This is a genomic window from Paenirhizobium selenitireducens ATCC BAA-1503 (assembly GCF_900492185.1).
GTDB classification, from domain to species: domain Bacteria; phylum Pseudomonadota; class Alphaproteobacteria; order Rhizobiales; family Rhizobiaceae; genus Allorhizobium; species Allorhizobium selenitireducens_A.
This window is the reverse complement of record NZ_UEYP01000003.1, coordinates 152,407-175,843: the sequence shown is the minus strand read 5'-3', so window position 1 is coordinate 175,843 and position 23,437 is coordinate 152,407. Positions and strand designations below refer to the sequence as shown.

The 23,437-nt window shown below is 64.0% G+C and carries 21 protein-coding genes and 1 other RNA gene; 9 read left to right on the top strand and 13 right to left on the bottom strand.

Features of this window, described 5'->3' with window-relative positions; genetic code table 11:
- Positions 1-39: 39 nt before the first annotated feature.
- Together gap and tkt are read right to left on the bottom strand one after the other, a co-directional pair.
- The gene (gap, locus tag RHIZ70P_RS07050; RefSeq protein ID WP_115669689.1) at positions 40-1,050 is read right to left on the bottom strand and encodes a type I glyceraldehyde-3-phosphate dehydrogenase; all 1,011 of its coding nucleotides are present in this window, start codon (positions 1,048-1,050) and stop codon (positions 40-42) included.
- An 84-nt stretch (positions 1,051-1,134) separates the two neighbouring features.
- The gene (tkt, locus tag RHIZ70P_RS07045) at positions 1,135-3,117 is read right to left on the bottom strand and encodes a transketolase (RefSeq protein ID WP_115669688.1); all 1,983 of its coding nucleotides are present in this window, start codon (positions 3,115-3,117) and stop codon (positions 1,135-1,137) included.
- A gap of 337 nt (positions 3,118-3,454) precedes the next feature.
- Between tkt and RHIZ70P_RS07040 the strand changes: the two genes are divergently transcribed.
- The 4 genes from RHIZ70P_RS07040 to RHIZ70P_RS07025 all read left to right on the top strand — a co-directional run bounded on the left by RHIZ70P_RS07040 (position 3,455) and on the right by RHIZ70P_RS07025 (position 5,260).
- Positions 3,455-3,727 (top strand): DUF4164 domain-containing protein, encoded by a 273-nt coding sequence (locus RHIZ70P_RS07040; protein ID WP_115669687.1) that lies wholly within the window; start codon positions 3,455-3,457, stop codon positions 3,725-3,727.
- A gap of 62 nt (positions 3,728-3,789) precedes the next feature.
- On the top strand, positions 3,790-4,176 hold the full coding sequence (locus RHIZ70P_RS07035) for a cell division protein ZapA (protein ID WP_115669686.1): 387 nt from the start codon (positions 3,790-3,792) through the stop codon (positions 4,174-4,176).
- 79 nt (positions 4,177-4,255) lie between these two features.
- A non-coding RNA gene (gene ssrS / locus RHIZ70P_RS07030) (6S RNA) lies at positions 4,256-4,414 on the top strand.
- Between the two features lie 204 nt (positions 4,415-4,618).
- A complete protein-coding gene (locus RHIZ70P_RS07025) occupies positions 4,619-5,260 on the top strand; it encodes an FMN-binding negative transcriptional regulator (RefSeq protein ID WP_115669685.1) in 642 nt (213 codons plus the stop codon).
- 9 nt (positions 5,261-5,269) lie between these two features.
- On the opposite strand, the gene RHIZ70P_RS07020 is transcribed toward RHIZ70P_RS07025, so the two are convergent.
- The gene (locus tag RHIZ70P_RS07020) at positions 5,270-6,514 is read right to left on the bottom strand and encodes an SAM-dependent methyltransferase (RefSeq protein WP_115669684.1); all 1,245 of its coding nucleotides are present in this window, start codon (positions 6,512-6,514) and stop codon (positions 5,270-5,272) included.
- Positions 6,515-6,681: 167 nt separating this feature from the next.
- On the bottom strand, positions 6,682-8,715 hold the full coding sequence (locus RHIZ70P_RS07015) for a methyl-accepting chemotaxis protein (protein ID WP_115669683.1): 2,034 nt from the start codon (positions 8,713-8,715) through the stop codon (positions 6,682-6,684).
- 175 nt (positions 8,716-8,890) lie between these two features.
- On the opposite strand from RHIZ70P_RS07015, the gene RHIZ70P_RS07010 reads away from it, so the two are divergent.
- The 3 genes from RHIZ70P_RS07010 to RHIZ70P_RS07000 all read left to right on the top strand — a co-directional run bounded on the left by RHIZ70P_RS07010 (position 8,891) and on the right by RHIZ70P_RS07000 (position 11,259).
- Positions 8,891-9,463 (top strand): 5-formyltetrahydrofolate cyclo-ligase, encoded by a 573-nt coding sequence (locus RHIZ70P_RS07010; RefSeq protein WP_115669682.1) that lies wholly within the window; start codon positions 8,891-8,893, stop codon positions 9,461-9,463.
- A gap of 19 nt (positions 9,464-9,482) precedes the next feature.
- The gene (locus RHIZ70P_RS07005; RefSeq protein ID WP_115669681.1) at positions 9,483-10,307 is read left to right on the top strand and encodes a TIGR00282 family metallophosphoesterase; all 825 of its coding nucleotides are present in this window, start codon (positions 9,483-9,485) and stop codon (positions 10,305-10,307) included.
- Positions 10,308-10,422: 115 nt separating this feature from the next.
- The gene (locus RHIZ70P_RS07000) at positions 10,423-11,259 is read left to right on the top strand and encodes an MBL fold metallo-hydrolase (protein WP_115669680.1); all 837 of its coding nucleotides are present in this window, start codon (positions 10,423-10,425) and stop codon (positions 11,257-11,259) included.
- Between the two features lie 26 nt (positions 11,260-11,285).
- Here RHIZ70P_RS07000 and RHIZ70P_RS06995 read toward each other — a convergent pair whose 3' ends face one another.
- Together RHIZ70P_RS06995 and RHIZ70P_RS06990 are read right to left on the bottom strand one after the other, a co-directional pair.
- Positions 11,286-12,614 (bottom strand): GAF domain-containing protein, encoded by a 1,329-nt coding sequence (locus tag RHIZ70P_RS06995; RefSeq protein WP_115669679.1) that lies wholly within the window; start codon positions 12,612-12,614, stop codon positions 11,286-11,288.
- Complete coding sequence (locus RHIZ70P_RS06990) at positions 12,611-13,078, bottom strand: pyridoxamine 5'-phosphate oxidase family protein (RefSeq protein ID WP_235842167.1); 468 nt, start codon at positions 13,076-13,078, stop codon at positions 12,611-12,613. Before RHIZ70P_RS06990 ends, RHIZ70P_RS06995 begins: the two co-directional genes overlap by 4 nt.
- A gap of 140 nt (positions 13,079-13,218) precedes the next feature.
- Between RHIZ70P_RS06990 and RHIZ70P_RS06985 the strand changes: the two genes are divergently transcribed.
- Positions 13,219-14,763, top strand: coding sequence for a flavin-containing monooxygenase (locus RHIZ70P_RS06985; RefSeq protein ID WP_210209734.1), 1,545 nt, complete (start codon positions 13,219-13,221; stop codon positions 14,761-14,763).
- Positions 14,764-14,821: 58 nt separating this feature from the next.
- On the opposite strand, the gene RHIZ70P_RS06980 is transcribed toward RHIZ70P_RS06985, so the two are convergent.
- The gene (locus tag RHIZ70P_RS06980; RefSeq protein ID WP_115669678.1) at positions 14,822-15,325 is read right to left on the bottom strand and encodes a pyridoxamine 5'-phosphate oxidase family protein; all 504 of its coding nucleotides are present in this window, start codon (positions 15,323-15,325) and stop codon (positions 14,822-14,824) included.
- 195 nt (positions 15,326-15,520) lie between these two features.
- On the opposite strand from RHIZ70P_RS06980, the gene RHIZ70P_RS06975 reads away from it, so the two are divergent.
- Positions 15,521-16,267, top strand: a complete 747-nt coding sequence (locus RHIZ70P_RS06975) for a YebC/PmpR family DNA-binding transcriptional regulator (RefSeq protein ID WP_115669677.1) — start codon at positions 15,521-15,523, stop codon at positions 16,265-16,267.
- Between the two features lie 59 nt (positions 16,268-16,326).
- On the opposite strand, the gene RHIZ70P_RS06970 is transcribed toward RHIZ70P_RS06975, so the two are convergent.
- From RHIZ70P_RS06970 to pal, 6 genes are all read right to left on the bottom strand, one after another.
- Complete coding sequence (locus RHIZ70P_RS06970; RefSeq protein WP_115669676.1) at positions 16,327-16,632, bottom strand: hypothetical protein; 306 nt, start codon at positions 16,630-16,632, stop codon at positions 16,327-16,329.
- Between the two features lie 88 nt (positions 16,633-16,720).
- Positions 16,721-18,076: a phosphoglucosamine mutase gene (gene glmM / locus RHIZ70P_RS06965; RefSeq protein ID WP_115669675.1), complete on the bottom strand. Its 1,356-nt coding sequence runs from the start codon at positions 18,074-18,076 to the stop codon at positions 16,721-16,723.
- Between the two features lie 224 nt (positions 18,077-18,300).
- Positions 18,301-20,238: an ATP-dependent zinc metalloprotease FtsH gene (gene ftsH, locus RHIZ70P_RS06960; RefSeq protein ID WP_115669674.1), complete on the bottom strand. Its 1,938-nt coding sequence runs from the start codon at positions 20,236-20,238 to the stop codon at positions 18,301-18,303.
- A 121-nt stretch (positions 20,239-20,359) separates the two neighbouring features.
- On the bottom strand, positions 20,360-21,625 hold the full coding sequence (tilS, locus tag RHIZ70P_RS06955; protein ID WP_181903964.1) for a tRNA lysidine(34) synthetase TilS: 1,266 nt from the start codon (positions 21,623-21,625) through the stop codon (positions 20,360-20,362).
- A gap of 74 nt (positions 21,626-21,699) precedes the next feature.
- Positions 21,700-22,677, bottom strand: a complete 978-nt coding sequence (gene ybgF / locus RHIZ70P_RS06950; protein ID WP_115669672.1) for a tol-pal system protein YbgF — start codon at positions 22,675-22,677, stop codon at positions 21,700-21,702.
- A gap of 168 nt (positions 22,678-22,845) precedes the next feature.
- Entirely contained in the window at positions 22,846-23,376 is a 531-nt protein-coding gene (pal, locus tag RHIZ70P_RS06945; protein ID WP_115669671.1) for a peptidoglycan-associated lipoprotein Pal, read from the bottom strand.
- Positions 23,377-23,437 lie beyond the last annotated feature (61 nt).

Below are 23,437 nucleotides of genomic sequence, written 5' to 3'. Positions count from 1 at the left end.
CGGTCCGCCTTTTTAAAGCGAGCGCTAATTCTTATGCGATCAGATGAGCTTGGCCATGGCGACCGCGGTATCCGACATGCGGTTGGAGAAGCCCCATTCGTTATCGTACCAGGTCAGGATGCGGACGAAGTTGCCTTCGAGAACCTTGGTCTGGTCGATGGCGAAGATCGACGAATGGCTGTCATGGTTGAAGTCGCGCGAGACCAGCGGCTCCTCCGTGTAGCCGAGGATGCCCTTCAGCGCGCCGTTCGAGGCAGCCTTGATGGCGTCGTTGACTTCCTGAACGGTGGTGTTCCGCTTGGCGACGAACTTGAAGTCGACGACCGAGACGTTCGGAGTCGGCACGCGGATCGAGGTGCCGTCCAGCTTGCCCTTGAGTTCCGGCAGGACCAGGCCGACGGCCTTGGCTGCACCGGTCGAGGTCGGGATCATCGACAGGGCGGCTGCACGGGCGCGGTAGAGGTCCTTGTGCATGGTGTCGAGCGTCGGCTGGTCGCCGGTGTAGGAGTGGATCGTGGTCATGAAGCCGTGATCGATGCCGATCGCGTCATTGAGGACCTTGACCACCGGAACCAGGCAGTTGGTGGTGCAGGAGGCGTTGGAGATGACCAGGTGATCCTTGGTCAGCTTGTCGTGGTTGACGCCGTAGACGACCGTCAGGTCGGCGCCGTCGGCCGGTGCCGAGACGATGACGCGCTTGGCGCCAGCCTGAAGGTGCATGGCAGCCTTGTCGCGAGAGGTGAAGATGCCGGTGCATTCCATGGCGATGTCGACGCCCATTTCGCCATGCGGCAGCGTCGACGGATCCTTGATCGCCGTCACCTTGATCGGCTTGCCGCCGGCCACGATGATGGTGTCGCCTTCGACCTTTACGTCGGCCGGGAACTTGCCGTGAATGCTGTCGTAACGCAGCAGATGGGCATTGGTCTCGACCGGGCCCAGGTCGTTGATGGCGACGACTTCGATGTCGGTACGACCGGATTCGACGATGGCGCGCAGCACGTTGCGGCCGATGCGGCCGAAGCCGTTAATGGCAACTTTCACAGTCATTGGTTCACTCCCGCGTTTCAAATCAGAACTTCAGATTATGGGAAGAATGGGCGTCCGGAAACGCCCATGCGACAATTTGACCTATCAGGCGAGCTTTGCCTCGGCGGCGGCGACGACCGCTTCCGGGGTGATGCCGAAATGCTTGTAGAGTTCCTTGGCAGGGGCGGATGCGCCGAAGGACTTCATGCCGATGAAGGTGCCGTTCGAGCCGATGAAACTATCCCAGCCCTGGCGGATGCCGGCTTCGACGGCGATATTGACGGTAGCGGAACCGATCATCGCCTGGCGATAGGCTTCCGGCTGCTCGAAGAACAGTTCGAAGCAGGGAACGGAAACGACCCGGGCGGAAATGCCCTTCTGGGCCAGCATCTGCTGGGCCTTCAGCGCGATCTCGACTTCCGAGCCGGAGGCGAAGATCGATACCTTGGCGTCGCTGGCCGAAACCAGTTCATAGGCGCCGAAGCTGCAGAGGTTCTTCTCCTCATAGTCGGTGCGGGCGGCCACCAGGTTCTGGCGGGTCAAGGCAAGGCCCGATGGACGATGCTTGTTTTCCAATGCGATCTGCCAGCACTCGACCGTCTCGGTCGCGTCGGCCGGACGGAACATCAAGAGGTTCGGGATGGCACGAAGGGCCGCCATGTGCTCGACCGGCTGGTGGGTCGGGCCGTCTTCGCCAAGGCCGATCGAGTCATGCGTCAGCACGTGGATGACGCGGATGCCCATCAGCGCGGCGAGGCGGATCGACGGACGGCAATAGTCCGAGAAGATCAGGAAGCCGCCGGAATAGGGGATCAGGCCGCCATGCAGCGCGATCCCGTTCATGGCGGCCGCCATGCCGTGCTCGCGGATGCCGTAGTGAATGTAACGGCCGGAGAAATCGTCCGGGGTGATCGACTTGGTCTGGCTCGTCTTGGTGTTGTTGGAGCCGGTCAGGTCGGCCGAGCCGCCGAGCGTTTCGGCCAGAACGCCGTTGATGACTTCCAGCGCATCCTCGGAAGCCTTGCGGGTGGCGACCGTCGGCTTGGTTTCGGCGAGCTTCTTCTTGTAGGAGTCGACGGCGGCGGCGAAATTGCCCGGCAGGTCGCCGGCGAAGCGGCGGGTGAATTCGGCCTTCTTGTCGGCTGGGCTGGCGGCGAGGCGCGCTTCCCAGTCCATGCGCGTCTTGGTCGAGCGCAGGCCGGCAAGCCGCCAGGCGTCGAGCACGTCGGCGGGAACCACGAAGGCTTCCTCGGCCCAGCCGAGCGCCTTGCGGGTGGCGGCAATCTCATCGGCGCCGAGCGGCGAGCCGTGCACCTTGTGGGTGCCGGCCTTGTTCGGCGAACCGAAGCCGATGACCGTCTTGCACGCGATCAGGGTAGGCTTGTCAGACCTCTTGGCGGTCTCGATGGCGGCGGCAATCGCTTCCGGATCATGACCATCGACGGCCAGCGTGTTCCAGCCGGAGGCCTTGAAGCGGGCGTGCTGGTCGGTCGAGTCGGCGAGCGAGATCGCGCCGTCGATCGAGATGCCGTTGTCGTCCCAAAGCACGATCAGCTTGTTGAGCTTCAGGTGGCCGGCGAGCGAGATCGCTTCCTGGCTGATGCCTTCCATGAGGCAGCCGTCGCCGACCAGCGCATAGGTATGGTGGTTCATCAGTTCCGAGCCGAACTCGTTTGCGAGCTTGCGCTCGGCGATCGCCATGCCGACGGCATTGGCAATGCCCTGGCCGAGCGGGCCGGTGGTCGTCTCGATGCCGGAGGCGTGGCCATATTCCGGATGGCCGGCCGTCTTGGCGCCCATCTGGCGGAACTGCTTGATGTCCTCGATGGTCATGTCCTCGTAGCCCGTCAGGTAGAGCAGGGCATAGATGAGCATGGAGCCGTGGCCGGCGGACAGGACGAAGCGGTCGCGGTCGGGCCAGAGCGGGGTTTTCGGATCAAAGCTCAGGAACCGGGTGAAGAGAACGGTGGCGACGTCGGCGCAGCCCATCGGCATGCCGGGGTGGCCGGAATTGGCTTTTTCCACCGCATCCATGGCGAGGAATCGGATCGCATTGGCCATCCGGTTGTGTTTTTCGGGAGAGATCATGGCTGTTCCGCTTGTTCCGGGTCTCAAGGGACGGCGGCACTCGGCACGGTCCGTCTGAAAGCGGCTGATCCATAGCAGGTGGATCGGGCGAGTCAATAAATGCCGGCTGTTCTGACCTTATGTCGCCGGATAATTCATGCTTTTGTCTATTCTGTGTGCACTGCACGCGCGCGCCCGAAAATGGGCATCGCGGCAGCGGTCGTCCACAGCTTAGGCAACCTCCCGAAGCCCCGCATTTATTGACGGGTGGCAATCGAGGGGCTTACTGTCCGCCATCAACGCAGCGGGACGTCAGGGTCGATTCGAGCGGCCTCCTCTGCAAAGCCGGAACGGAAACATGCCGACAGGGAATTCGGTCGAAGCGGCGCTCGGCGCGCTCAGGCAGGCGATTGCCGGGCTCGAGAACGCCATCGACATGCGCATCGAGGTGCAGCGCGAGAGCGGCGAGGTCGAGGGCGAGGTTCGCCGCGTGCATGCCGACCGTTCGCGGCTGGCGCAGGAACTCGACCAGTCGGAATTCCGCGCTAACCGGCTGGAAGAGGTCAATCGCGAGGTTTCGCGGCGGCTGGTGACGGCCATGGAAACGATCCGGGCGGTTCTTGACCGTTAGGAACAGGGCGCTCGGATCAGGGCATTGCGAAGCCGAGCACTCGGCTGCACTTGGGAAGATTGATGGCACAGGTCACGGTTACGATTGACGGCAAAGCCTACCGCATGGCCTGCGAGGAGGGCCAGGAAGGCCATCTGATCGATCTCGCCACGCAGTTCGACCGCTATGTCAGCCATCTGAAGGCCCAGTTCGGCGAGATCGGCGATCTCAGGCTGACGGTGATGTCCGGCATCATGGTGATGGACGAGCTTTCGGAGGTCAATCGTCGCGTGGCGGCAATGGAGAAAGAGCTTTCCGCTTTTCGCGAGGGACGCGACGGGGCGCTGGAAGGCGCGCAGCGCCGCGAGGAAATGTTGACGACGGCACTGGGCGAACTGACCGAGCGGCTGAACGGGATCACCCGCAAGCTGACCGCCAAGCCGGCACCCGCAGCACGGCCGGAGCACTGACCAACCGGTATTCGCGCCAATGTGCGAATGTTTGAATGCGGCCACTGGCGCCCGGCGCGAATTGGATCTATATCTGACTAGCGGTCTGCGCCTCACGACAGGAAACACAATCCCTGGGGCCATACTCGATCCAAAGGGAGCTGTCCCTGGCCAGGCCCGTGGGCTTGGACACACGGCGCCCACCTACGTTTGTAGGCACCCAGGATCGTAAAACTCCATCGGTTGCCGTGGATCGCACTTTACCTTTTCTCGCAGAAATCTGACTGCTTGCGGACACTTGCGCCAGCAGGCAGCCGTTTCGCCGCAGTTCGACGCTGAAGGCAACGACCAGGCGTCTTGAGCCCGCCCCTCCAATCGCCGCAAACCGGTCTGGGGTTGACCGGAGAAATCCGGCCGCGTCAAATGCCGGCGGATCGCAGGCATCTAAGGACCGACGCTTTCCATGTATCAGCCGCCGCATTTTCGCGAGGAACGCCTCGACGTTCAGCATGCCCTCATCCGCAATCATCCGCTCGGGCTGCTGATTTCGTCCGGCGAGGACGGGCTGATCGCCAATCCGATCCCCTTCCGGCTGGCGAAGGAGAGCCATGGTCTGGGCACGCTGCAGGCGCATATGGCGAGAGCCAATCCGCAATGGCGGGCGCTTTCCAAGGGCGCGGAGGCGCTGATCGTCTTTCAGGGCGCCGATCACTACATCACGCCGTCCTGGTACGAGACCAAGCGCGAGACCGGCAAGGTCGTGCCCACCTGGAACTATGCCATCGTCCAGGTTAGGGGCAGGGTCCGGGTCATCGAGGACAGCCAGTGGATCCGGGCGCAGGTCGACCGGCTGACCGACGGTCATGAGAGCAAGCGCATGATACCCTGGGCCGTCGGCGATGCGCCGGACGATTTCATCACCGCGCAATTGAAGGGCATTGTCGGCATCGAGGTCGAGATCACCGCGATCGACGGCAAGTGGAAGGTCAGCCAGAACCGGGGCGAGCCGGATCGCCGGGGTGTGGCGAAAGGCCTGGCGGACATGGCGACCGCGGAAGCAAACGCGATGGTCGAACTGGTCAGGACCTTCGGCGGGCTCGACTAATCTCAAGTCTCAGACGTCGAGCCCCAGTTCCTTCTCCCGCGCGATATAGGCGCGTTGGCCGTCCGTCACGTAGTCGCGCACGATCGGCGCTGCATCGCGCTTGCGCGACAATTGCAGGTGGAAGACCATTTGGCTGCCGGTGCGGAACGCCATCTCGCAACTGATCAGGTAGAACTCCCACATGCGGGCGAAACGCTCGTCATACATGGCCACCACCTTGTCGCGGTTCGCCTCGAAGCGCTGGCCCCAGTGCGCCAGCGTCGTCGCGTAGTGAAGGCGCAGCACCTCGATGTCGGTCACCCACAGGCTGTTCTGCTCGGTGACGGCGACGACCTCCGAGAGGGCCGGCGAATAGCCGCCGGGGAAAATGTACTTGCGCAGCCAGGGGCTGGTCATGCCGGGCGGGCTCATATGGCCGATCGAGTGGATGACGGCGAGGCCGTCATCCGGCATCAGCGCATTCAGTTTCTTGAAGAATTCGTCATAGTGCCGCACGCCGACATGCTCGAACATGCCGACCGAGACGATGCGGTCGAAGCTCTCCTTCACATCGCGGTAGTCCTTGAGCTCGAACCGAACCCGATTGGCAAGGCCGGCAGCTTCGGCGCGGCGGGTTGCCAGCGCATGCTGTTCCTTCGACAATGTCACCCCGACCACTTCGACATTTTCCAGCTGGGCGAGGTAAAGCGCCAGGTCGCCCCAGCCGCAGCCGATGTCGAGAACCTTCATGCCCGGTTTGAGATTCAGCTTGACGGCCAGCAGGCGCAGCTTGTTGCGCTGCGCCTGTTCCAGCGTTTCGCCCTCCTCGCGGAAATAGGCGCAGGAATAGAGCATGTGGTCGTCGAGGAAGAGCTTGTAGAAATCGTTGCCGAGATCGTAATGGTGCGCGACGTGGCGCTGGGCCTCGCCCTTGCGGTTCGACTGCATGCTCTTGCGAAAGCGCATCTTGATGGCCCGCAGCACCTTCTGGATCGGATAGGATCCGAGGGACAGGCGGTTGACCGAGAAAAGCCTGAGGAAGTCGCGCAGGGTCGAGCCTTCCTCGAAACGCATGGTGCCGTCCATATAGGCCTCGCCGGCGGTCAGTTCCGCCTTGAACACCAGCGATCGGTAGAGCTTGGGGTCGGTCAGCTGCATGGTCACCTGTGGTCCAGGTTCCCGGCCACCGAAGACATGCCGCTTCCCGTCGGCATCGATAACCGTCAACTGGCCCTTGCGGATGAAGGACTTGAGCATATGCGACAGCAGAAACATGCGCACCTCATGGCGTTACCACCGATCAGGCGGCCAGTTTAGCGCAAATGTGCGGCACCGCACCTGTAAAAATTCCGAGGGATTTGGGGTGCCGAACGCAAGACGCCGACGCGTCCGGGGGGAGGCGTCGGCGTTCGCTTCACTGCTGGCCCGGCATGGCCGGTCGATCAGAATTCTTCCCAGTCCGATGCCGCCGTTGCCGTATTCGCGCTGCCGGAGGAAAAGGCCTTGGTCAGACTGCCCATCATGCTGCGGGCCGGCGAGGGGACGGCGCGTGCGCCATTCCCGGCCGGACGGAGCGCGGCTGGTGTCGCCTGAGCGACGGTGCGTGCGGCCGGCCTGCTCGACTGAACGGGCGGCTGAACGACAGGCGCGGTGCCCGTGCCGGAGGTGCGGAACTGGCCCACGAGGCCCGAAAGAGCCGTCGCGCTGTCGGCAAGGCGGTGGGTGACCGCGGTGGTCTCCTCGACCATCGCCGCGTTCTTCTGGGTGAACTGGTCCATCTGGTTCATCGAGGTGTTGATCTCCTGCAGCCCGGCCGACTGTTCGCGCGCTGCCGTGGCGATCGCCGCGATGTAGTCGTTGATCTGCGCGACCTGCTGGGCGATTTCGCCCAGCGCCGTGCCGGTCTTGCGCACCAGCGTCACCCCGCCGGCGACCTCGTCGCCCGACTTGGTGATCAGCGCCTTGATGTCCTTGGCGGCATTGGCCGAGCGCTGCGCGAGTTCACGCACTTCCTGGGCGACGACGGCAAAACCCTTGCCGGCCTCGCCGGCGCGTGCCGCCTCGACACCGGCATTGAGCGCCAGGAGGTTGGTCTGGAAGGCGATTTCGTCGATGACGTTGATGATCTTCGAGATTTCGGCGGAAGCGGCCTCGATGCGCCCCATGGCTTCGACCGCCTGGGACACGACCTGGCTTGACGTCTCGGTGCTCTGGCGGGTCGACTTCGTCAGCACGGCGGCCTCGTCGGCCTTGGCGGAGGCGCTGCGGACGGTTGCCGTGATCTCGTCCAGGGCGGCCGAGGTCTCCTCGAGCGAGGCGGCCTGCTGTTCGGTGCGCTTCGAAAGATCTTCGCTGGCGGAGCGCATTTCGCCGGAGCTTGCCTCGATGCCGTGCGTTTCGGTGCGCAACTGGGCAAGCGTGCCGTTGAGCTTCTCGACGGAGTGGTTGAAGTCGGTGCGCAGTCGGTCGAGGCCACCTCCGAAGGTCTGCTCGAGCCGGACGGTGAGGTCGCCTTCGCTGAGGCGATGGAGGCCGCCCGCAAGAGCGTCGACGGCCTGCTGAACGCCGAGCGCTTCGCGCGCCCTGGCGGCCTCGCGTTCATTGTGTTCCTGCTCGCCGAGCGCAGCGTTTTCCGCCGCCTGGCGTTCGAGTTCGATCTTCTGCAGGGCGCTGTCGCGGAAGACGTCGAGGGCGCGGGCAAGGGCGCCGATCTCATTGCCCATATCCTTGTGCGGCACCGGGGCGTCCAGGCGGCCCGAAGCCATGGCGTCGGCGACCGCCGTCAGCTGCGGCAGCGGACCCATGATGCGCCGTGCGATGAAAACCACAAGGACCGTTGCGACGAGCAGGACGGCGAGGGCGGTGATTCCGATTGCCCAGGCCATCTGATTGGCCATGCCGTCGATCTCGGCGGCGCGCACGCCGGCATAGAGAATGCCAATGACGTCGCCAGCCTGAGAGAAGATCGGCTGATAGATCGTATAATACGGCACGTCGAGGATGACGGCTTCGCCGCGATAGGTCTGGCCCTTGGTGACGACCGGATAGACCGCACCTGCCTGGCCGAGGGCCGTTCCAACAGCACGCTTGCCGTCGGGCTTGATGATGTTTGTTGTGCGGCGCCAGAAATCCTTGCTTTCGCCGTCCCAGGCGAAGATCGTCGCGGTCTGGCCGGTCATCCGGCCGACGCTGTCGATCATGTCGTGCGCGGCAAATTCCTTCGGGATGGCCGTGGCGACAATGCGCTCGACATTGCCATCCTTGCCCCAGGTCACCACGGTGCCCGGCAGATCGCGCTCGACGATCGTCGCCGCGGTCCTCAGGCTGGTGTTCTGGCTGGCAATGGCCTGTTCGCCGATGCGGGCGGCAATGTTGCCGGAGATCACCCAGGCGACTGCGCCCAGCGATGCCATCAGTATCAGGATCGTCATGGCGGTGACAGTGCCGACCAGACCGAAGCGGGAGAAGATTTTCATGCGCAGAGTTCCTTGGTGAGCTTGCTTCGTATTCTATGAGGTGAATGTTAATTCGGCCTTTCCCGAAACTCCTGCCGGGTGGCTTTTTTGCACTGCGGAATCTCCGGCCGTCCCGCCGGCCTTGAAACGCCCGGCATCTCGGCTATGGTCGCGCTAGCTCGGGAACACAGCGCGCATGAACATCAAAGACCTGAAGTCCAGATACCGAAATGAAAGGCTTGCCGCGCGCGATCACCTGCCGGCGGATATGCGCACCGAATACAGCCTCCTCATGGCCGACCATGGCGGGGATGCGTTCGATTTCGAGCCGGGAACGATCATTTCCGGCTTTCTGCCGATCCGCTCCGAGGCCGATATCCGTCCGTTGATGGCGCGGCTCAAGGCGCGCGGCGCGCGGCTGTGCCTGCCGGTCGTCCAGGACAGGATGACCATCGTCTTTCGCGAACTGGTGACCGGCGCGGAACTCGTCGATACGGGGTTTGGAACCCGTGGGCCGGGTCCGGAGGCTGCCGTCCTCGACCCCGAGATCCTGCTCGTGCCGCTCTCCGCCTTCGACGCCCGGGGCAACCGCATCGGCTACGGTGCCGGCCATTATGACCGGGCGATCACCCGATTGCTGCAAAAAGGCAGGGAACCCAGGCTGATCGGCATTGCATTCGACTGCCAGGAAGTGTCAGAAGTGCCGACGGAACCGCATGACGTCCGGCTGCAGGCCATCCTCACCGAAAGCGGGTTCAGAACATTCTGAAGGCGATTGGACAGGTGGAATGCGGCTTCTTTTTCTCGGGGACATGGTTGGCAAGACGGGGCGTACCGCGGTTTGGGAGCGTCTGCCCGGCCTGATCTCCGACCTGAAGCTCGATTTCGTCATCGTCAACGGCGAAAATGCCGCCGGCGGCTTCGGCATCACCGAGGACATCTATCTGGAAACCATCAATGCCGGTGCCGACGTGGTGACCACCGGCAACCACGTCTGGGACCAGAAGGAGGCAGTTTCCTTCTGCGAGCGGCACGACCAGTTCCTGCGCCCCGCCAACTATCCGGCCGGCACGCCCGGCAAAGGGTCCGGCATCTTCTACGCCCGCAACGGCGCCCGCATTCTCGTCGCCAACATCATGGGCCGGGTGTTCATGCACCCCGAACTCGACGATCCCTTCAAGTCGGCCGAAATGATCCTCGCCGCCTGCCCGCTGAAGGAACAGGCCGACGCAATCGTCTTCGACTTCCATGCCGAGGCGACCAGCGAGAAGCAATGCTTCGGCCATTTCGTCGACGGCCGCGCCAGCTTCGTCGTCGGCACCCACACCCATGTTCCCACCGCCGACCACCAGATCCTCAACGGCGGCACCGCCTATATGTCGGATGCCGGGATGTGCGGCGACTATGATTCCTCGCTCGGCATGGAGAAGGAGGAGCCGCTCAACCGGTTCATTTCCAAGATGCCCAAGGGTCGTTTCGAGGCGGCCCATGGCCCGGCGACGATCTGCGGCGTCGGGGTCGAGATTTCGGATCGCACCGGGCTTGCCGAGAAAATCGGGCCGCTTCGGCTGGGTCCGCGACTGACGGAAACCGTGCCGGACTTCTGGCGTTAGTCGCAATCGACTGGCGGTCACGCCATTGTGAGGCCAATCACACGGCTGCCGGCTTTACCGCAGCCGAGCTCTGCCGCATCCTTTGGCCTTCCAAACGAGCTGCGGGAGCGGCCGGATGCTGCACAGACTGTCCCTTGCCCTATGCGTCCTTTCAGGTCTTGCGGCGCCGGCCGTCGCGGAGGATGCGCGACCGCCGGTCAGCCAGTGCCAGTTGGTCGCGCAGAAGCTTCCGGCCGTCACCTTCGCCGCCTACAGGCCTGCCGAGGATGCCGCGACGCGGCTGCAGGCGGCGCTCGATGAAGAGGTGACGATCCGCTTTCTCGGGCACTCCACCTTCCAGATCGAAACGCCGGGCGGCATCTCGATCGCCACCGATTTCAACGGCTGGCTCCGCACCGCGCAGCTTCCCGACGTGGTGACGATGAACAAGGCCCATTCCAGCCACTACACACTGATGCCGGATCCGGGCATTGCCACCGTCTTGCACGGATGGAACGACGAACGGCCGGGGGAGAAGGCCGAGCATCGCATCGTTGTCGGCGACGCCTACATCCGCAACGTGCCGACCGATATCCGCAGTTGGGGCGGCGCGTTCGAGGCGAATGGCAATTCGATCTTCATCTTCGAGGTGGCGGGGCTGTGCATCGGCCATCTCGGCCATCTGCATCACGAACTGACCGACGCGCATTTCGCCGAGATCGGACGTCTGGACGTCGTCATGGTGCCGGTCGACGGCGGGTTGACCATGGGGGCCGTCAGCATGAGTGAGACGATCAAGCGCCTGCGCTCCGCGCTCATCCTGCCGATGCACCGGCGCGGCCCGCCGATCGAGACCTTCCTTTCGATGTTCGATCCGAGCTTCGACTGGAAGATCGCCGACACCGCCACGGTCAATGTCTCGGTGCGCAGCCTGCCGCGAAAGCCGCTGATCCTGGTGCTGAACGGGGTTTGACACCCCCGCCGCGGGGGGGCGTGCTGCTAGTGACGCGTGAGGCGCAGGTTGCCGTCGATCTCCAGCCCGATCTTGCCGCGCCCGTGGCGAACGAGGCGGACCGGCAGGTCCTTTTCCTCGAGCCTTCGTCGCAACAGCAGCAGCCGGGTCTCGAGATTGTCCTTGAAGTCCGGCAGCTTGAGGGTGCCCTCGAGCCGGATCTCGCGGTTGGAGAACTCCCGGCGTCCGTTCGCGAGGCATTGCTGCATCATGAAGACAAGGAGACGCCCCGCGACGCCCTTGATGACGTAGTCGCCATTGACGAAGACGCTGTCGTCGAAGCTGTGATGCACGACGTCGATGAGGGTTTCGCCCGCTGGTGGGTCGGCGGGGTGCGGAAGTGGGGCCTCGTCCTCGACCGACAGCCGTTCGCACAGCGCCAGTGACGCCGCCGCCTGGCGGGCGATGATCGCCAGCGCCGCTTCGTCGTCGCGGCTGAAGGCGAGCCTCCTGGCACTCTCGAAGAACAGCACGCCCTCGACCGTGCCTTGCACCAGCAGGGGTACGGCGATCTGGCTCATGGCCTCGGCCATGCCGGGCAGGGGAATCGAGCGGGTACGGTTCTCGTCCGGCGTCGTTGCGCGGATTGCCGAACCGAAACGGCGGATGCGGCTCATGTCGCTGACCTTGACCACCTTGCCGCTCTCGGCGGCTGCACCGATCAGGCCCTCGCCGAGCGGTACTTCCGCGCCGATACCGGAGGCCGCGTAGCCGGTGCTGCCGATCGCCACCACCTGGCCCTTGTCAGGATAGCAGTGCAGGAACAGGCCATGGTGAAACCCCAGACCCTCGCGGATTCCGTTGAGCGTCGCGTCGACGATCCCGTCGGCGTCTGTCTCTGCGGCCACCATGTCGACAATTCGACGGGTGACCTCGAGGCGGTTCCTCTCCGGCTTTCGCACGAGCGGCGTGCCGGTCGGGGAGGGCGTGTCGACGATGTCGAGAACGCGGAAGACGTCGACATGCCGCAACCGCATGACGTCGCCCATGCCTGCCTGCGCGCTGCTCGCCTCGACCTGCAAGGCCAGGCTGTCGAAAAGGGCCCCGCTTTCCATCGAATAGGCAAATCGCAGGTCGAGGCGAAACTGGGCGCCGTTGTGCCCGTCGACCACGAGAAGCGTGGCCTGTGGATTGAGCCGGATATTGGTGGCCGTCTTGGCGAAGAACTGGTTGGACAGGGCGACGTGCTCGTCATCGACGATTGCGACGTGGGACAGGTAGGAAATGTTGGGAAGGCCGTCGGCGTCGGCCGTCGCGATGATCGACGGGATGACGCCTTCGAAGCAGGCTTCGAGTTCGACGAGCGACCACGTCATCGGCCAATGCTCGCGCGCTTCGTGCCGGCCTGCGCCCCGGGCGTCTGCACATAGACCGACGATATCCTGATGGTGGCGACCACGGCATCTCGGGCGGTGAGCCACGGGGCGATGATCTCCGGCAGGAGACCGTTGCGCATCAGCGTCGAGACGATCGAGACCGTGTAGCCCGCGGATCGCTCGATCTCCGCAGGGCTGGCGGGCCTGAGGATTGCCATCCCCTTGATCTGGTAGGTGACGTAGTCGGAAGGTCGGGAGAAGGTCACCGCGATACGGCCGTTCTCCTCGATATTGGCAATGGTCTGCGGCCATTGCCAGGCCGAAAGGACGAGATCGACGGCGCCGCGGCCGGTGCACCAGGCGCCGACGCCGCGCGCGATCCCGGGCCGCCGGGCGGCGTCGGCCGTCCCGACAATCTGCATGACAGGGCTCTCGATGAAAGCCGCAAGCTCCGAGTCCAGCATGATGTCCTCCGTAAGGACCGATCCTTACAGCAGTTATGCAGCTTTTAGGATAAGCGATCCGCGTCTTAGGAAGCTTTTAGGAAACGACCTTGGCGGATGCGCCTATAGCCACGCTCCATCACAGCCCAGGGAGCAAATTCATGCAACAGGAACAGACAGCCACCATGCCGGAGAATGCGGTCGCCATCATCGGGGCGGGGCCGGGGGGGCTTGTAGCGGGTCGGTGGCTGCGTGCCCACGGCTTCGAGCCGGTGATCTTCGAGGCGGCCGCACGGGTCGGGGGGCAGTGGAACTCGGCCTCGGCGTCGAGCGCCACCTGGCCGGGCATGCGCACCAATACCAGTCGGGTGATGACCGCTTTCTCCGATCTCGACCACGCGCCGGGCACGCCGACCTATGTCAGCCAGGAGGACATGCTCGATTATCTGGAGCGCTATGCCTTCACCGCCGGCCTGCTGCCGCATCTGCGGCTCTCCACCCGCGTCGAAGCGCTGGACCGCGCGCCGGCCGGCGGCTGGCTGGTGCGTTCGGTCGCGGGCGGCCGGGTCCGCCAGGAGATCTTCAAGCGGGTGATCGTCGCCAGCGGTCGCCACCGCTCGCCGCAGATCCCCGAGGTCGCCGGGCTCGACCGTTTCGGCGGCAGCCTCGGCGCGGTGCATGCGGCCCAGTACAATGGCGCCGAACGTTATCGCGGCCGCAACGTCCTGGTCGCCGGCTGTTCGATCAGCGCGCTGGAGATCGCTTCCGAACTTGCCTATGGAGGTGCCGCAAGGGTGGTGGTCTGCAATCGGCGGCAGCGCTACGTGCTGCCGAAGCTGATCGCCGGCGTGCCGACCGAGCATGTGATGTTCAATCGCGCTTCGGCGCTTCTGGGGGCAGTTGCTCCGCCGGAGGCGCTGGCAGCCGGTTTGAAGGCAAAGGTGCTCAGCGTCGCGGGCAATCCGGCTCAGTTCGGCGCGCCGGCCCCGGACGAGAACATCTTCGCGGCGGGTATCACCCAGTCGCATCATTTCCTGCCGGCGGTCGCCGAAGGGCGGATTACCGTTGCGCCCTGGATCCGCAGGATCGAGGGTGGCAGGGTTCTGTTCGATGACGGCTCTGCCTTCGATGCGGACGGCATCGTCTTCGGTACCGGTTACCGCCTCTCGCTGCCGTGGCTTGGTGCCGACATCGCCAAGGCGGTTGATCTGGACGAGAGCCATCTCGATCTGCACGAACACAGCTTCCATCCGGATCTGCCGGGGCTGGCCTTTCTGGGGCTCTACGATCTCGTCGGACCCTATCTTCCCGTGCTCGAGCTTCAGGCGCGGTGGATCAGCTATTGTTTCGCCGGTCTGCGGCCGATGCCGTCGCAGGCGGAAATGCGCGACGGTGTGGCGCGTAGTAGGGCGATGCGCGCCGGCCCGCCGAGCATGCCGATGAATGCGGCGGCGCTGATGTTCGCTGGTCATGCCGGCGTCGAGCCGCACCCGGGCGAATGGCCGGATCTGGAGCGGGCACTTCTGTTTGGGCCGCTGTCGGCCGTCTCGTTCAGGCTGACAGGCCCAGACGCCCTTGGCGATGCCAAGGCCCGCAGCCAGGAGGCGGCGAGGACATTCGGCGCGATCACGGGAACCGAGTTTACTGCCGAGGAACGCGGGCTTTGCGAGATGCTTGGCCGGCGGCTCATCACCTCGGCCGCCTGACGACAAGGCAAACGCCCGGCTCAATGGCCGGGCGTTCATCCTTCGGGAGGGCTCGAAATCAGGCGAAGGAAACGCGGCGGTGGACGCCGATGTCAGGCTGCTTGTCGTCGCTGAGGTTCGCCTTGGCGATCTCCCAGCCGAACTTCAGGGGATTGCCGGTCGATGCCCAGATCTCGCCGTCGTCGAGCTTGAGGGCGAGCATGGTAAGCTTGGGGTCGGCCTTGCCGCCGTCGTACCATGCCTCGACGATCGAACTCCAGTATTCGTCGATCTTGGCCGGGTCCTTGCGCTCGGCGATCAGGCCGCCAAGGCAGGCGTGATAGTCGTGGTCCTTGCCGACGACGCAGAAATGCGCGCGGCTGCCGGGCTTCAGTGCCTGCACGAGATGCGAATCCGTCTTGGTGAAGAACCAGATCGTATTGGTCGTGGGGTCGGCGAAGGGTGCCATGGGCTGCATGTGCATGTGGCCGCCCTCGAGGCCGAGCATGCCGGCATGAATGTCCTCGATCTCGTCCCACAGCTGCTCGACCGGGGTTTCGCGCGCTTCGCTGAAGCTTGCCATGAACCATCTCCTGTTGTTGGTGGGTTTCGGCAATGCAACGGGCCGGCCGGGGTTCTTGTTCCCGCGAAAGCGCTGGCGGTGTGGATTGACGGGCCGAAGGCAGCGGGTCGGCGAATCGTGCAGTTCCCCTTGAACAGGGCCGATTTCGCTCGTATAAGGCGCCATTCCTCACAAATAGACCTGATCAGGGGTGCCATGGCTGGCCATTCACAGTTTAAGAACATCATGCACCGCAAGGGAAAACAGGACGGTATCCGTTCCAAGATGTTTTCCAAGCTCGCGCGCGAAATCACGGTTGCGGCCAAGATGGGCCTGCCCGACCCGAGCATGAACGCCGCCCTTCGCCTGGCCGTGCAGAACGCCAAGGCGCAGTCGATGCCGAAGGACAATATCGACCGTGCGATCAAGAAGGCGTCGGGCGCCGACGCCGAGAGCTATGATGCGATCCGTTACGAGGGCTACGGTCCGGGCGGCATCGCCGTCATCGTCGAGACGCTGACCGACAACCGCAATCGCACAGCTTCGACCGTCCGTTCGACCTTCACCAAGGCCGGCGGCGCACTGGGCGAAACCGGCTCGGTGTCCTTCTCCTTCGATCACGTCGGCGAGATCACCTACAAGGCTTCCGTCGGCGATGCCGACAAGGTCATGGAAGCGGCGATCGAGGCCGGCGCCGAAGACGTCGTCTCCGATGAAGACGGACACACGATCTACTGCGCCTTCGAGGACATGAACGAAGTCTCGAAGGCGCTCGAAGACGTGCTCGGTGCGGCGGAAAGCGTCAAGGCGATCTGGAAGCCGCAGAACACGATCGAGGTCGACGAAGAAAAGGCGCAGTCGCTGATGAAGCTGATCGGCACGCTCGAAGACGACGACGACGTGCAGAACGTCTATTCGAACTTCGAAGTGTCCGACGAAGTCATGGCCAAGCTTTCGGCCTGATTTTTCAGCCTGTCTGTCAAGAAAGAAGCCCGGTCAGGATCTGACCGGGCTCTCTTGTTTCAGGGGCTCTGTTCGATCGCGGCGACGCGCTCCAGTGCGTTGTCGACCTTGTCTTCGATCTTGGCCAGTGCGCCCTCCAGTATGGTCTGCAGGTGGCCGACGCTTCCGCCCAGTTCCATCTTGACAGCAAGTTCCAGATCTTCGCGCATTTCCGCCTGGCGGCGTTCGACACGCTTGACGAATTCATAGCTCTGCAGGGACAGCGTGCGGATCTCCGCCACCTCCCTGCGAAGCAGTTTCAGCGCGTCAAAGGTCTTTTGTCCGAGCTTTGCCAGAAAGCTGAAATCGATCGTCTCCTGGGACATTGCCATATCCTCTCTCGCGAGAAAGATAGTCGCGGCACCAATCGAATGCAACCATTCAACGCATCATGCGTGTGGTTCGCGCTGGCCCCTAAGCCGCTTCGCTGCGCACGCCAGCGATCACGCTCACCAGCCCGTTGACGATGCGCTCGACCTGTTCGTGGTCGTCGCCTTCCGCCATGACGCGGATCAGCGGTTCTGTTCCGGACGGGCGGATGACCAGGCGGCCGTTTTTCGACAGTTCGCTCTCGGCGTCGGCGATCGCCTGCTTGACGGCCGCATCCTCAAGCGGCTTGCCGCCGGAGAAGCGGACATTGCGCAGGAGCTGCGGGACGGGTTCGAAGCGGTGGCAGATCTCGCTCACGGTCTTGCCGGTGCGCTTGACGCAGGCGAGGATCTGCAACGCTGCGACCAGGCCGTCGCCGGTGGTGCCGAAATCGGACAGCACGATATGGCCCGACTGCTCCCCGCCGACGTTGAAATTGTGCTGGCGCATGTGCTCGACGACATAGCGGTCGCCGACCTTGGTGCGGGCGAGCGTGAGGCCCTTGCCAGAGAGAAAGCGTTCGAGACCGAGATTCGACATGACGGTCGCGACGATGCCGTCGCCCCTGAGGGTCTGGTCCTGCGCCCAGGTCTCGGCGATTGCCGCCATCAGCTGGTCGCCGTCGACAATCTTGCCGTTCTCGTCGACGATGATGACGCGGTCGGCGTCGCCATCGAGCGCGATGCCGATGTCGGCGCGCACCTCGTGGACCTTCTGTTGCAGGGCGGCCGGATGGGTCGAGCCGCAGTCGAGGTTGATGTTGGTGCCGTTCGGCGCATTACCGATGGTCACCACCTCGGCACCGAGCTCCCAGAGAGCGGCTGGCGCCACCTTGTAGGCGGCACCGTTGGCGCAGTCGATCGCGACCCTCAGGCCGTGCAGGGTGACGTCGCGCGGCAGCGTGCGCTTGACGAATTCGATGTAGCGGTAAATGTCGCCCTCGACGCGCTTGGCCCGGCCGATCTCATGGGCGGGTGCCAGCTGCGCGTAGATGTCGTCTTCCAGCAGGGCCTCGATCTGGTGCTCGATCTCGTCGGAGAGCTTGTAGCCGTCCGGGCCGAACAGCTTGATGCCGTTGTCGGCGAAGGGATTGTGCGAGGCGGATATCATCACGCCGATATCGGCACGCAGCGAGCGCGTCAGCATGGCGACGGCGGGTGTCGGGATGGGGCCGAGCAGGAAGACGTCGAGACCGGCGGCGGTGAAGCCGGCGACCAGCGCGTTTTCCAGCATATAGCCGGAGAGCCGGGTGTCCTTGCCGATCACCACCCGGTGGCGATGGTGGCCGCGGCGGAAGATAGTGCCGACGGCAATGCCGACGCGCATGGCGAGATCGGGGGTCATCGGAAACTGGTTGGACTGACCACGAATGCCGTCCGTACCGAAATAGCGACGAGTCATCTGTTCTCCTGCAATGATCGAGCCGGCCTCACGAGGCGCTGGCGAAAGGCGCTGGATTCCCGAGCCGGCCAAGTGGCCGGCAAAACTGCAATGCGCGTGCTCTTGCCATAAAACGGGACGAAGGGCACGTAAATTAGCGTCAACAGCGCATACATCTTGTGAGCGAAAAGAAAAAGGCCACCCGCCGGTCTGGCGGGTGGCCCTGGCATTTCTTATCTGCCGGTTCAGTGCGGCTGAGGCTCTAGGCCGCCTTCCGGTTCGCCGCCCTTCGGCGCGTCCTTCTTGGAACCGGTCGAGGGAACCGCCGAGCCGCGTCCGGACGGACCTTCGTCGCCCATGTCGCGGGCCGGCTTTTCGCCGCGCAGCAGCGCCTTGATCTCGTCGCCCGAGAGCGTTTCGTATTCCAAGAGACCTTCCGCCATGGCGACGAAATCGTCGTGTTTCTCCGTCAGGATTCGGCGGGCCTCGGTATAGGCCTCGTCGATCAGACGGCGAACTTCGGTGTCGATCTTCTGGGCGGTCGATTCCGAGACGTTCTTGGTCTGCGAAACCGAATGGCCGAGGAAGACCTCCTGCTGGTTTTCGCCGTAGGCGACCTGACCGAGCACATCGGAAAAGCCCCACTGCGTGACCATGGCACGGGCGAGCTTGGTCGCCTGCTCGATGTCGGAGGATGCGCCCGAGGTGATGTTCTCCTTGCCGAAGGTGAGTTCCTCGGCAACGCGGCCGCCCATCATGATGATCAGGCGCGAGACCATCCACTTATAGCTCATCGAGTAGCGGTCGCCCTCGGGCAGCTGCATGACCATGCCGAGCGCACGGCCGCGCGGAATGATGGTCGCCTTGTGCAAGGGGTCGGCGACCGGCACGTTGAGCGCGGTGATCGCATGGCCGGCTTCGTGATAGGCGGTCAGCTTCTTCTCGGCTTCGGTCATGGCGGAGGAGCGGCGTTCCGCACCCATCATGATCTTGTCCTTGGCGTCTTCGAACTCGGCCATGGTGACGACGCGCTTGTTGCGGCGTGCGGCCATCAGGGCGGCTTCATTGACGAGGTTCATCAGGTCGGCGCCGGAGAAGCCCGGCGTGCCGCGGGCGAGGACCTTGAGGTCGACGTTCGGAGCGAGCGGTACGTTACGGGCATGGACCTTGAGGATGCGTTCGCGGCCGACGATGTCGGGGTTCGGCACGACGACCTGGCGGTCGAAACGGCCGGGACGCATCAGCGCCGGGTCGAGAACGTCGGGACGGTTGGTCGCGGCGATCAGGATGACGCCTTCATTGGCTTCGAACCCGTCCATCTCGACCAGCAGCTGGTTGAGGGTCTGTTCGCGCTCGTCGTTGCCGCCGCCAAGACCGGCGCCACGATGGCGGCCGACGGCGTCGATTTCGTCGATGAAGATGATGCAGGGCGCGTTCTTCTTGGCCTGCTCGAACATGTCACGGACACGGGATGCGCCGACGCCGACGAACATTTCAACGAAGTCCGAACCGGAAATGGTGAAGAAGGGTACATTGGCTTCGCCGGCAACCGAGCGGGCGAGCAGCGTCTTGCCGGTGCCCGGAGGACCGACCAGCAGCACGCCGCGCGGGATCTTGCCGCCGAGGCGCTGGAACTTCTGCGGGTCGCGCAGGAATTCGACGATTTCCTCGAGGTCCTGCTTGGCTTCGTCGACGCCTGCGACGTCTTCAAAGGTCACGCGGCCATGCGCTTCGGTCAGAAGCTTGGCCTTGGACTTGCCGAAGCCCATGGCGCCGCCACGGCCGCCGCCCTGCATCTGGCGCATGAAGAACAGCCAGACGCCGAGGATCAGCAGCATGGGCAGAAGGGTGCCGATATAGCTCAGGAAGCCGGACGAGCCGTCGGTCTCGGGGCGCGCGACGATCATCACGTTCTTGTCCTGCAGTTTCTGCAGAAGGCTGCCATCGACGACCGGGGAATAGGTCTGGAATGCCGTGCCGTTCTCCACATAGGTGCCAAGCACGCGGTTTCCGGTGACGGTCACGTCACGGACCCGGCCGGCATCCACTTCGCGGAGAAATTGTGAATAGGGTATTTCGCGCGAACTGGTTTGCGACGGCGACGTCTGGAACATGCTGAACAAGGCAATCAGCAGGAGGGCTATGATCGCCCAGAGCGCGAAATTCCGAAAATTTGGGTTCATAGAACTCCCCGAACATGTGTTGCGCGCTGAATGCCCGCCAGATTATCGACTAACATAGGATCGCACTGGGGCATTGCCAAGGCAAAGCCGCGCTTGCGATGCGTTTTCCGTCAATAACCGCTTAAGTCGGGGGCGGCAAATAGGCATTGCCTCCAAACAGGCGTGCGATGGCATCGGCGAGGGGGAGGTCGGTTTCGGCAAGGAAGCGGTCAAACAGCGGAAAGGCCGGCTCGACCTTGGCATGCGGGGGAGTGGCCTGGCTACCGCCTGCAAACGCCGATTCCGCCCGGATCTGCGGGGAAATACGCGCCGTGTGGAAGAGCATTGCCGGTGGCAGGACGAGTGCTTCGGGCGACAGATGGAGGTCCATGCCAGGTGCGACCCGCAGCGCCTCGTCGGTCGGGTTGGTGATGCGGTATCGGCCATCCCACAGGAGGGTCGTATGCGCCGGCACCGGACGCGGCAAAACATCGCGGAGTTCGCGCAACAGATAGAGGCCATCGCGCCGGCACTGCACGAGTGCGCGCGCCAGCGTCATCCGGCCGGGCAATCCTGAACCCACCAGCCGCATCAGTTTGTCCATCGCGGCCGTAGCCGGCCGGTGCGGTTTGCCGCCGGCGATCGCCACGAGCGTCGCGAGCGCATGGCGCAGAATTGCCGGCTCGGTACCGAGCGCCTCGGGCGACAGCGCGATGAGGCAGCCGGCATGAAGCGTGGCGCTGCTTGCGATCAGATCCGCCGCACCCTTTGATAGATGACGCCGTCGCATGGCGGCTTCGTCTGCGGATGGCGGCGAGGCTGAGCTCTGATCCTGCCGGATACGGACGCGCTCATAGCGAAGGTCGACATTGCTCGGATCGTCGATCCAGCCGAAGCCGGCATTGCAAAGATAGTCGCGGATCGCCTCCCGTCGCACTTTGAGAAAGGGCCTCAGCAGCCAGATGCGTCGGTCGTATAGGGTCGCGCTCGCCATGCCCGACAGGCCGATGCTGTCCTCGTCGGCGCGCGCGGCGCGCATGGCGATCGTTTCGTCCTGATCGTCGGCTGTGTGGCCGGTGACGATGGCGGTTGCGCCGAGCGCCGTGGCGGCGTCGGCGAGCAAGCGATAGCGCGCCTCGCGGGCTGTCGCGGAAATGCCGGTCAGGGGCTTCTCTCCGTGCCACGTCATTATGCGGTGGGGAATGTCGAGTGACGCGCAGAGACGAGCGACGGCCTGGGCTTCGTCGGACGAGTCGGCGCGCAGTGCATGGTCGACGGTCGCTGCGACAAGGCTGTGGGTGGCGCCACAATCGGCAATCGCACGCTTCAGGGCCAACAAAAGGCCGGTCGAATCGCTTCCGCCGGAGATGGCGACGAGCAGTCGCGTCGGATGGCGAATGGATGTCAAGAACCGCCGTGCGGCGTCTTCGGGGGATGAAAGGCGGGCGGGAGAAGGCGTGTCCACGGCTGTGCCGCAGCCAGTCAGCAGCGAAGCCGCTTCTGCTCCGAGGCGACCTTGGAGACCACGGCGCGCGATGCCTTGGGATAACGCTTCGTCACTTCGCGCAGGGTGGCGCAGGCGGTCTCGGTATTGTCGAGGGCGGCAAGCGACATGCCGAGCTTCAAGAGCATTTCCGGTGCCTTGGGGGAGGAGCCGTAGGCCTGGTGGGCGTTGAGGAAGGTCTTTGCCGATTCGTTGAACTTGCCCTGCGAATACTGCGCTTCGCCCAACCAGAAATTGGCATCGGCGATCTTGGCGCTCTGGGGGTAGCTGGAAATGAAATCGGCAAGCTCGTTCTCGGCCATGGCATAGTCACCGGAAAGGACATGCGCATAGGCCACCTGATAGAGATCGCCTTCGGATCCGATCGAAGCGGTGCTCGAAGGGGAAGTCGGCGGCGCGACGGTCTCGACGCCGGGAAGGGCTGCCGATCCGTTGCCGATCGCATCCTGGTTGACCGTCGCCGAACGCGGCATGCCGGAAGAGTCCAGTTCAATCGAACCGAGGACCTGTTCCGGCTGGGCCAGGGGGTCGGACCCGGCATTGCTGCCGGGTGCCGGGTCCTGGGTGATGATTTCGGCAACGGAATCGGATTGACCGCTGCCGTCGACCGGCGCGTCGAGGGCGCCGCTCTTCTTGGCTCCACCCTTCTCGAGATCCTGGAAGCGGAACTCGTTGTCTTCCTGGGTCTTGCGCATCTGCTCCTGCATCTGCAGGATCTGGAAGCTCATTTCCTCGATCCGGCCGTTGAGGTTGCGGATTTCCTCCTCCAACTGCTGGACGCGGATCGACGGATCCGTGCTCTGGGCGAGGATCACCGGTGCATGCTGGCCGTTGTCGGCGGCAGTCCCGGCTTGCGGCGCCGGGCGCGGTGCAAGCAATTGCATCGAACTGGCGCTTGCGGGCAGGCCGGCCACAGTCGCCGCTCCGAGCAATGCGGCCATGACAAGTCTTTTCATGTCTGGTTCCTGTCTCTCATGTCACGTCGCGCCGGGCTTGGCGCAACCCGGAGATTCTTTCCAATTGTCGGTAAAAAGCAACCGAAGTTCGGCCAAAGTGTGGAGAAAAGAAAAGGCGGCTCCCCGGAGGAAGCCGCCTTTTCGCAACTCTGCCGCTTGGGGCGTGGGTTACATTCCGGCGCCACCGAGAACGGTGACCGCGCGGCGGTTCTGCGACCAGCAGGAAATGTCGTCGCAGACGGCGACCGGGCGTTCCTTGCCGTAGGAGATGGTCTTCATGCGGCTGGCCGGAACGCCGCGCGAAGCGAGGTAGTCGCGGGTGACGGCGGCGCGGCGTGCGCCGAGCGCCAGGTTGTATTCGCGCGTGCCGCGCTCGTCGGCATGGCCTTCGACGGTGATCGCATAGTTCGGATACTTGGCGAGCCACTGGGCCTGACGGTCGAGGATCTGCTGGGCGTCGGCGCGGATCGAGGTCGAGTCGGTGTCGAAGAAGATGCGGTCGCCGACATTGACGGTGAAGTCCTGGGTCGAGCCCGGCGTTGCCGCACCGGCGCCAAGGCCGAGGTCGGAGGCGCTGTTCGGCAGGTTCTTCTTCGAGGCGCAGCCGGCAAGCGCCAGCGTCAGGGCGAGGGCGATGACGGCCGGGTTGCTGGCGATCTGCTGCATGCGGCTCTTCGCCGGAGTGTGAATGCGGCTCATGGCCGGTCTCCTTGATGTCTTTCCGTTAGGGTTGCCGGACTTTAACCATTCGAGGTTAACC

What these genes read in the sequence shown, in the direction of transcription:
- RHIZ70P_RS07015 (WP_115669683.1), bottom strand. Translation starts at nt 8,715, where the DNA reads ATGAAAATCTTCTCCCGCTTCGGTCTGGTCGGCACTGTCACCGCCATG.
- RHIZ70P_RS07005 (WP_115669681.1), top strand. Translation starts at nt 9,483, where the DNA reads ATGCGGCTTCTTTTTCTCGGGGACATGGTTGGCAAGACGGGGCGTACC.
- RHIZ70P_RS06985 (WP_210209734.1), top strand. Translation starts at nt 13,219, where the DNA reads ATGCAACAGGAACAGACAGCCACCATGCCGGAGAATGCGGTCGCCATC.
- RHIZ70P_RS07040 (WP_115669687.1), top strand. Translation starts at nt 3,455, where the DNA reads ATGCCGACAGGGAATTCGGTCGAAGCGGCGCTCGGCGCGCTCAGGCAG.
- RHIZ70P_RS07010 (WP_115669682.1), top strand. Translation starts at nt 8,891, where the DNA reads ATGAACATCAAAGACCTGAAGTCCAGATACCGAAATGAAAGGCTTGCC.
- RHIZ70P_RS07035 (WP_115669686.1), top strand. Translation starts at nt 3,790, where the DNA reads ATGGCACAGGTCACGGTTACGATTGACGGCAAAGCCTACCGCATGGCC.
- ftsH (WP_115669674.1), bottom strand. Translation starts at nt 20,238, where the DNA reads ATGAACCCAAATTTTCGGAATTTCGCGCTCTGGGCGATCATAGCCCTC.
- RHIZ70P_RS06980 (WP_115669678.1), bottom strand. Translation starts at nt 15,325, where the DNA reads ATGGCAAGCTTCAGCGAAGCGCGCGAAACCCCGGTCGAGCAGCTGTGG.
- pal (WP_115669671.1), bottom strand. Translation starts at nt 23,376, where the DNA reads ATGAGCCGCATTCACACTCCGGCGAAGAGCCGCATGCAGCAGATCGCC.
- RHIZ70P_RS07025 (WP_115669685.1), top strand. Translation starts at nt 4,619, where the DNA reads ATGTATCAGCCGCCGCATTTTCGCGAGGAACGCCTCGACGTTCAGCAT.
- RHIZ70P_RS06995 (WP_115669679.1), bottom strand. Translation starts at nt 12,614, where the DNA reads ATGACGTGGTCGCTCGTCGAACTCGAAGCCTGCTTCGAAGGCGTCATC.
- RHIZ70P_RS07020 (WP_115669684.1), bottom strand. Translation starts at nt 6,514, where the DNA reads ATGTTTCTGCTGTCGCATATGCTCAAGTCCTTCATCCGCAAGGGCCAG.
- RHIZ70P_RS06970 (WP_115669676.1), bottom strand. Translation starts at nt 16,632, where the DNA reads ATGTCCCAGGAGACGATCGATTTCAGCTTTCTGGCAAAGCTCGGACAA.
- RHIZ70P_RS07000 (WP_115669680.1), top strand. Translation starts at nt 10,423, where the DNA reads ATGCTGCACAGACTGTCCCTTGCCCTATGCGTCCTTTCAGGTCTTGCG.
- glmM (WP_115669675.1), bottom strand. Translation starts at nt 18,076, where the DNA reads ATGACTCGTCGCTATTTCGGTACGGACGGCATTCGTGGTCAGTCCAAC.
- RHIZ70P_RS06990 (WP_235842167.1), bottom strand. Translation starts at nt 13,078, where the DNA reads ATGCTGGACTCGGAGCTTGCGGCTTTCATCGAGAGCCCTGTCATGCAG.
- gap (WP_115669689.1), bottom strand. Translation starts at nt 1,050, where the DNA reads ATGACTGTGAAAGTTGCCATTAACGGCTTCGGCCGCATCGGCCGCAAC.
- ybgF (WP_115669672.1), bottom strand. Translation starts at nt 22,677, where the DNA reads ATGAAAAGACTTGTCATGGCCGCATTGCTCGGAGCGGCGACTGTGGCC.
- tkt (WP_115669688.1), bottom strand. Translation starts at nt 3,117, where the DNA reads ATGATCTCTCCCGAAAAACACAACCGGATGGCCAATGCGATCCGATTC.
- RHIZ70P_RS06975 (WP_115669677.1), top strand. Translation starts at nt 15,521, where the DNA reads ATGGCTGGCCATTCACAGTTTAAGAACATCATGCACCGCAAGGGAAAA.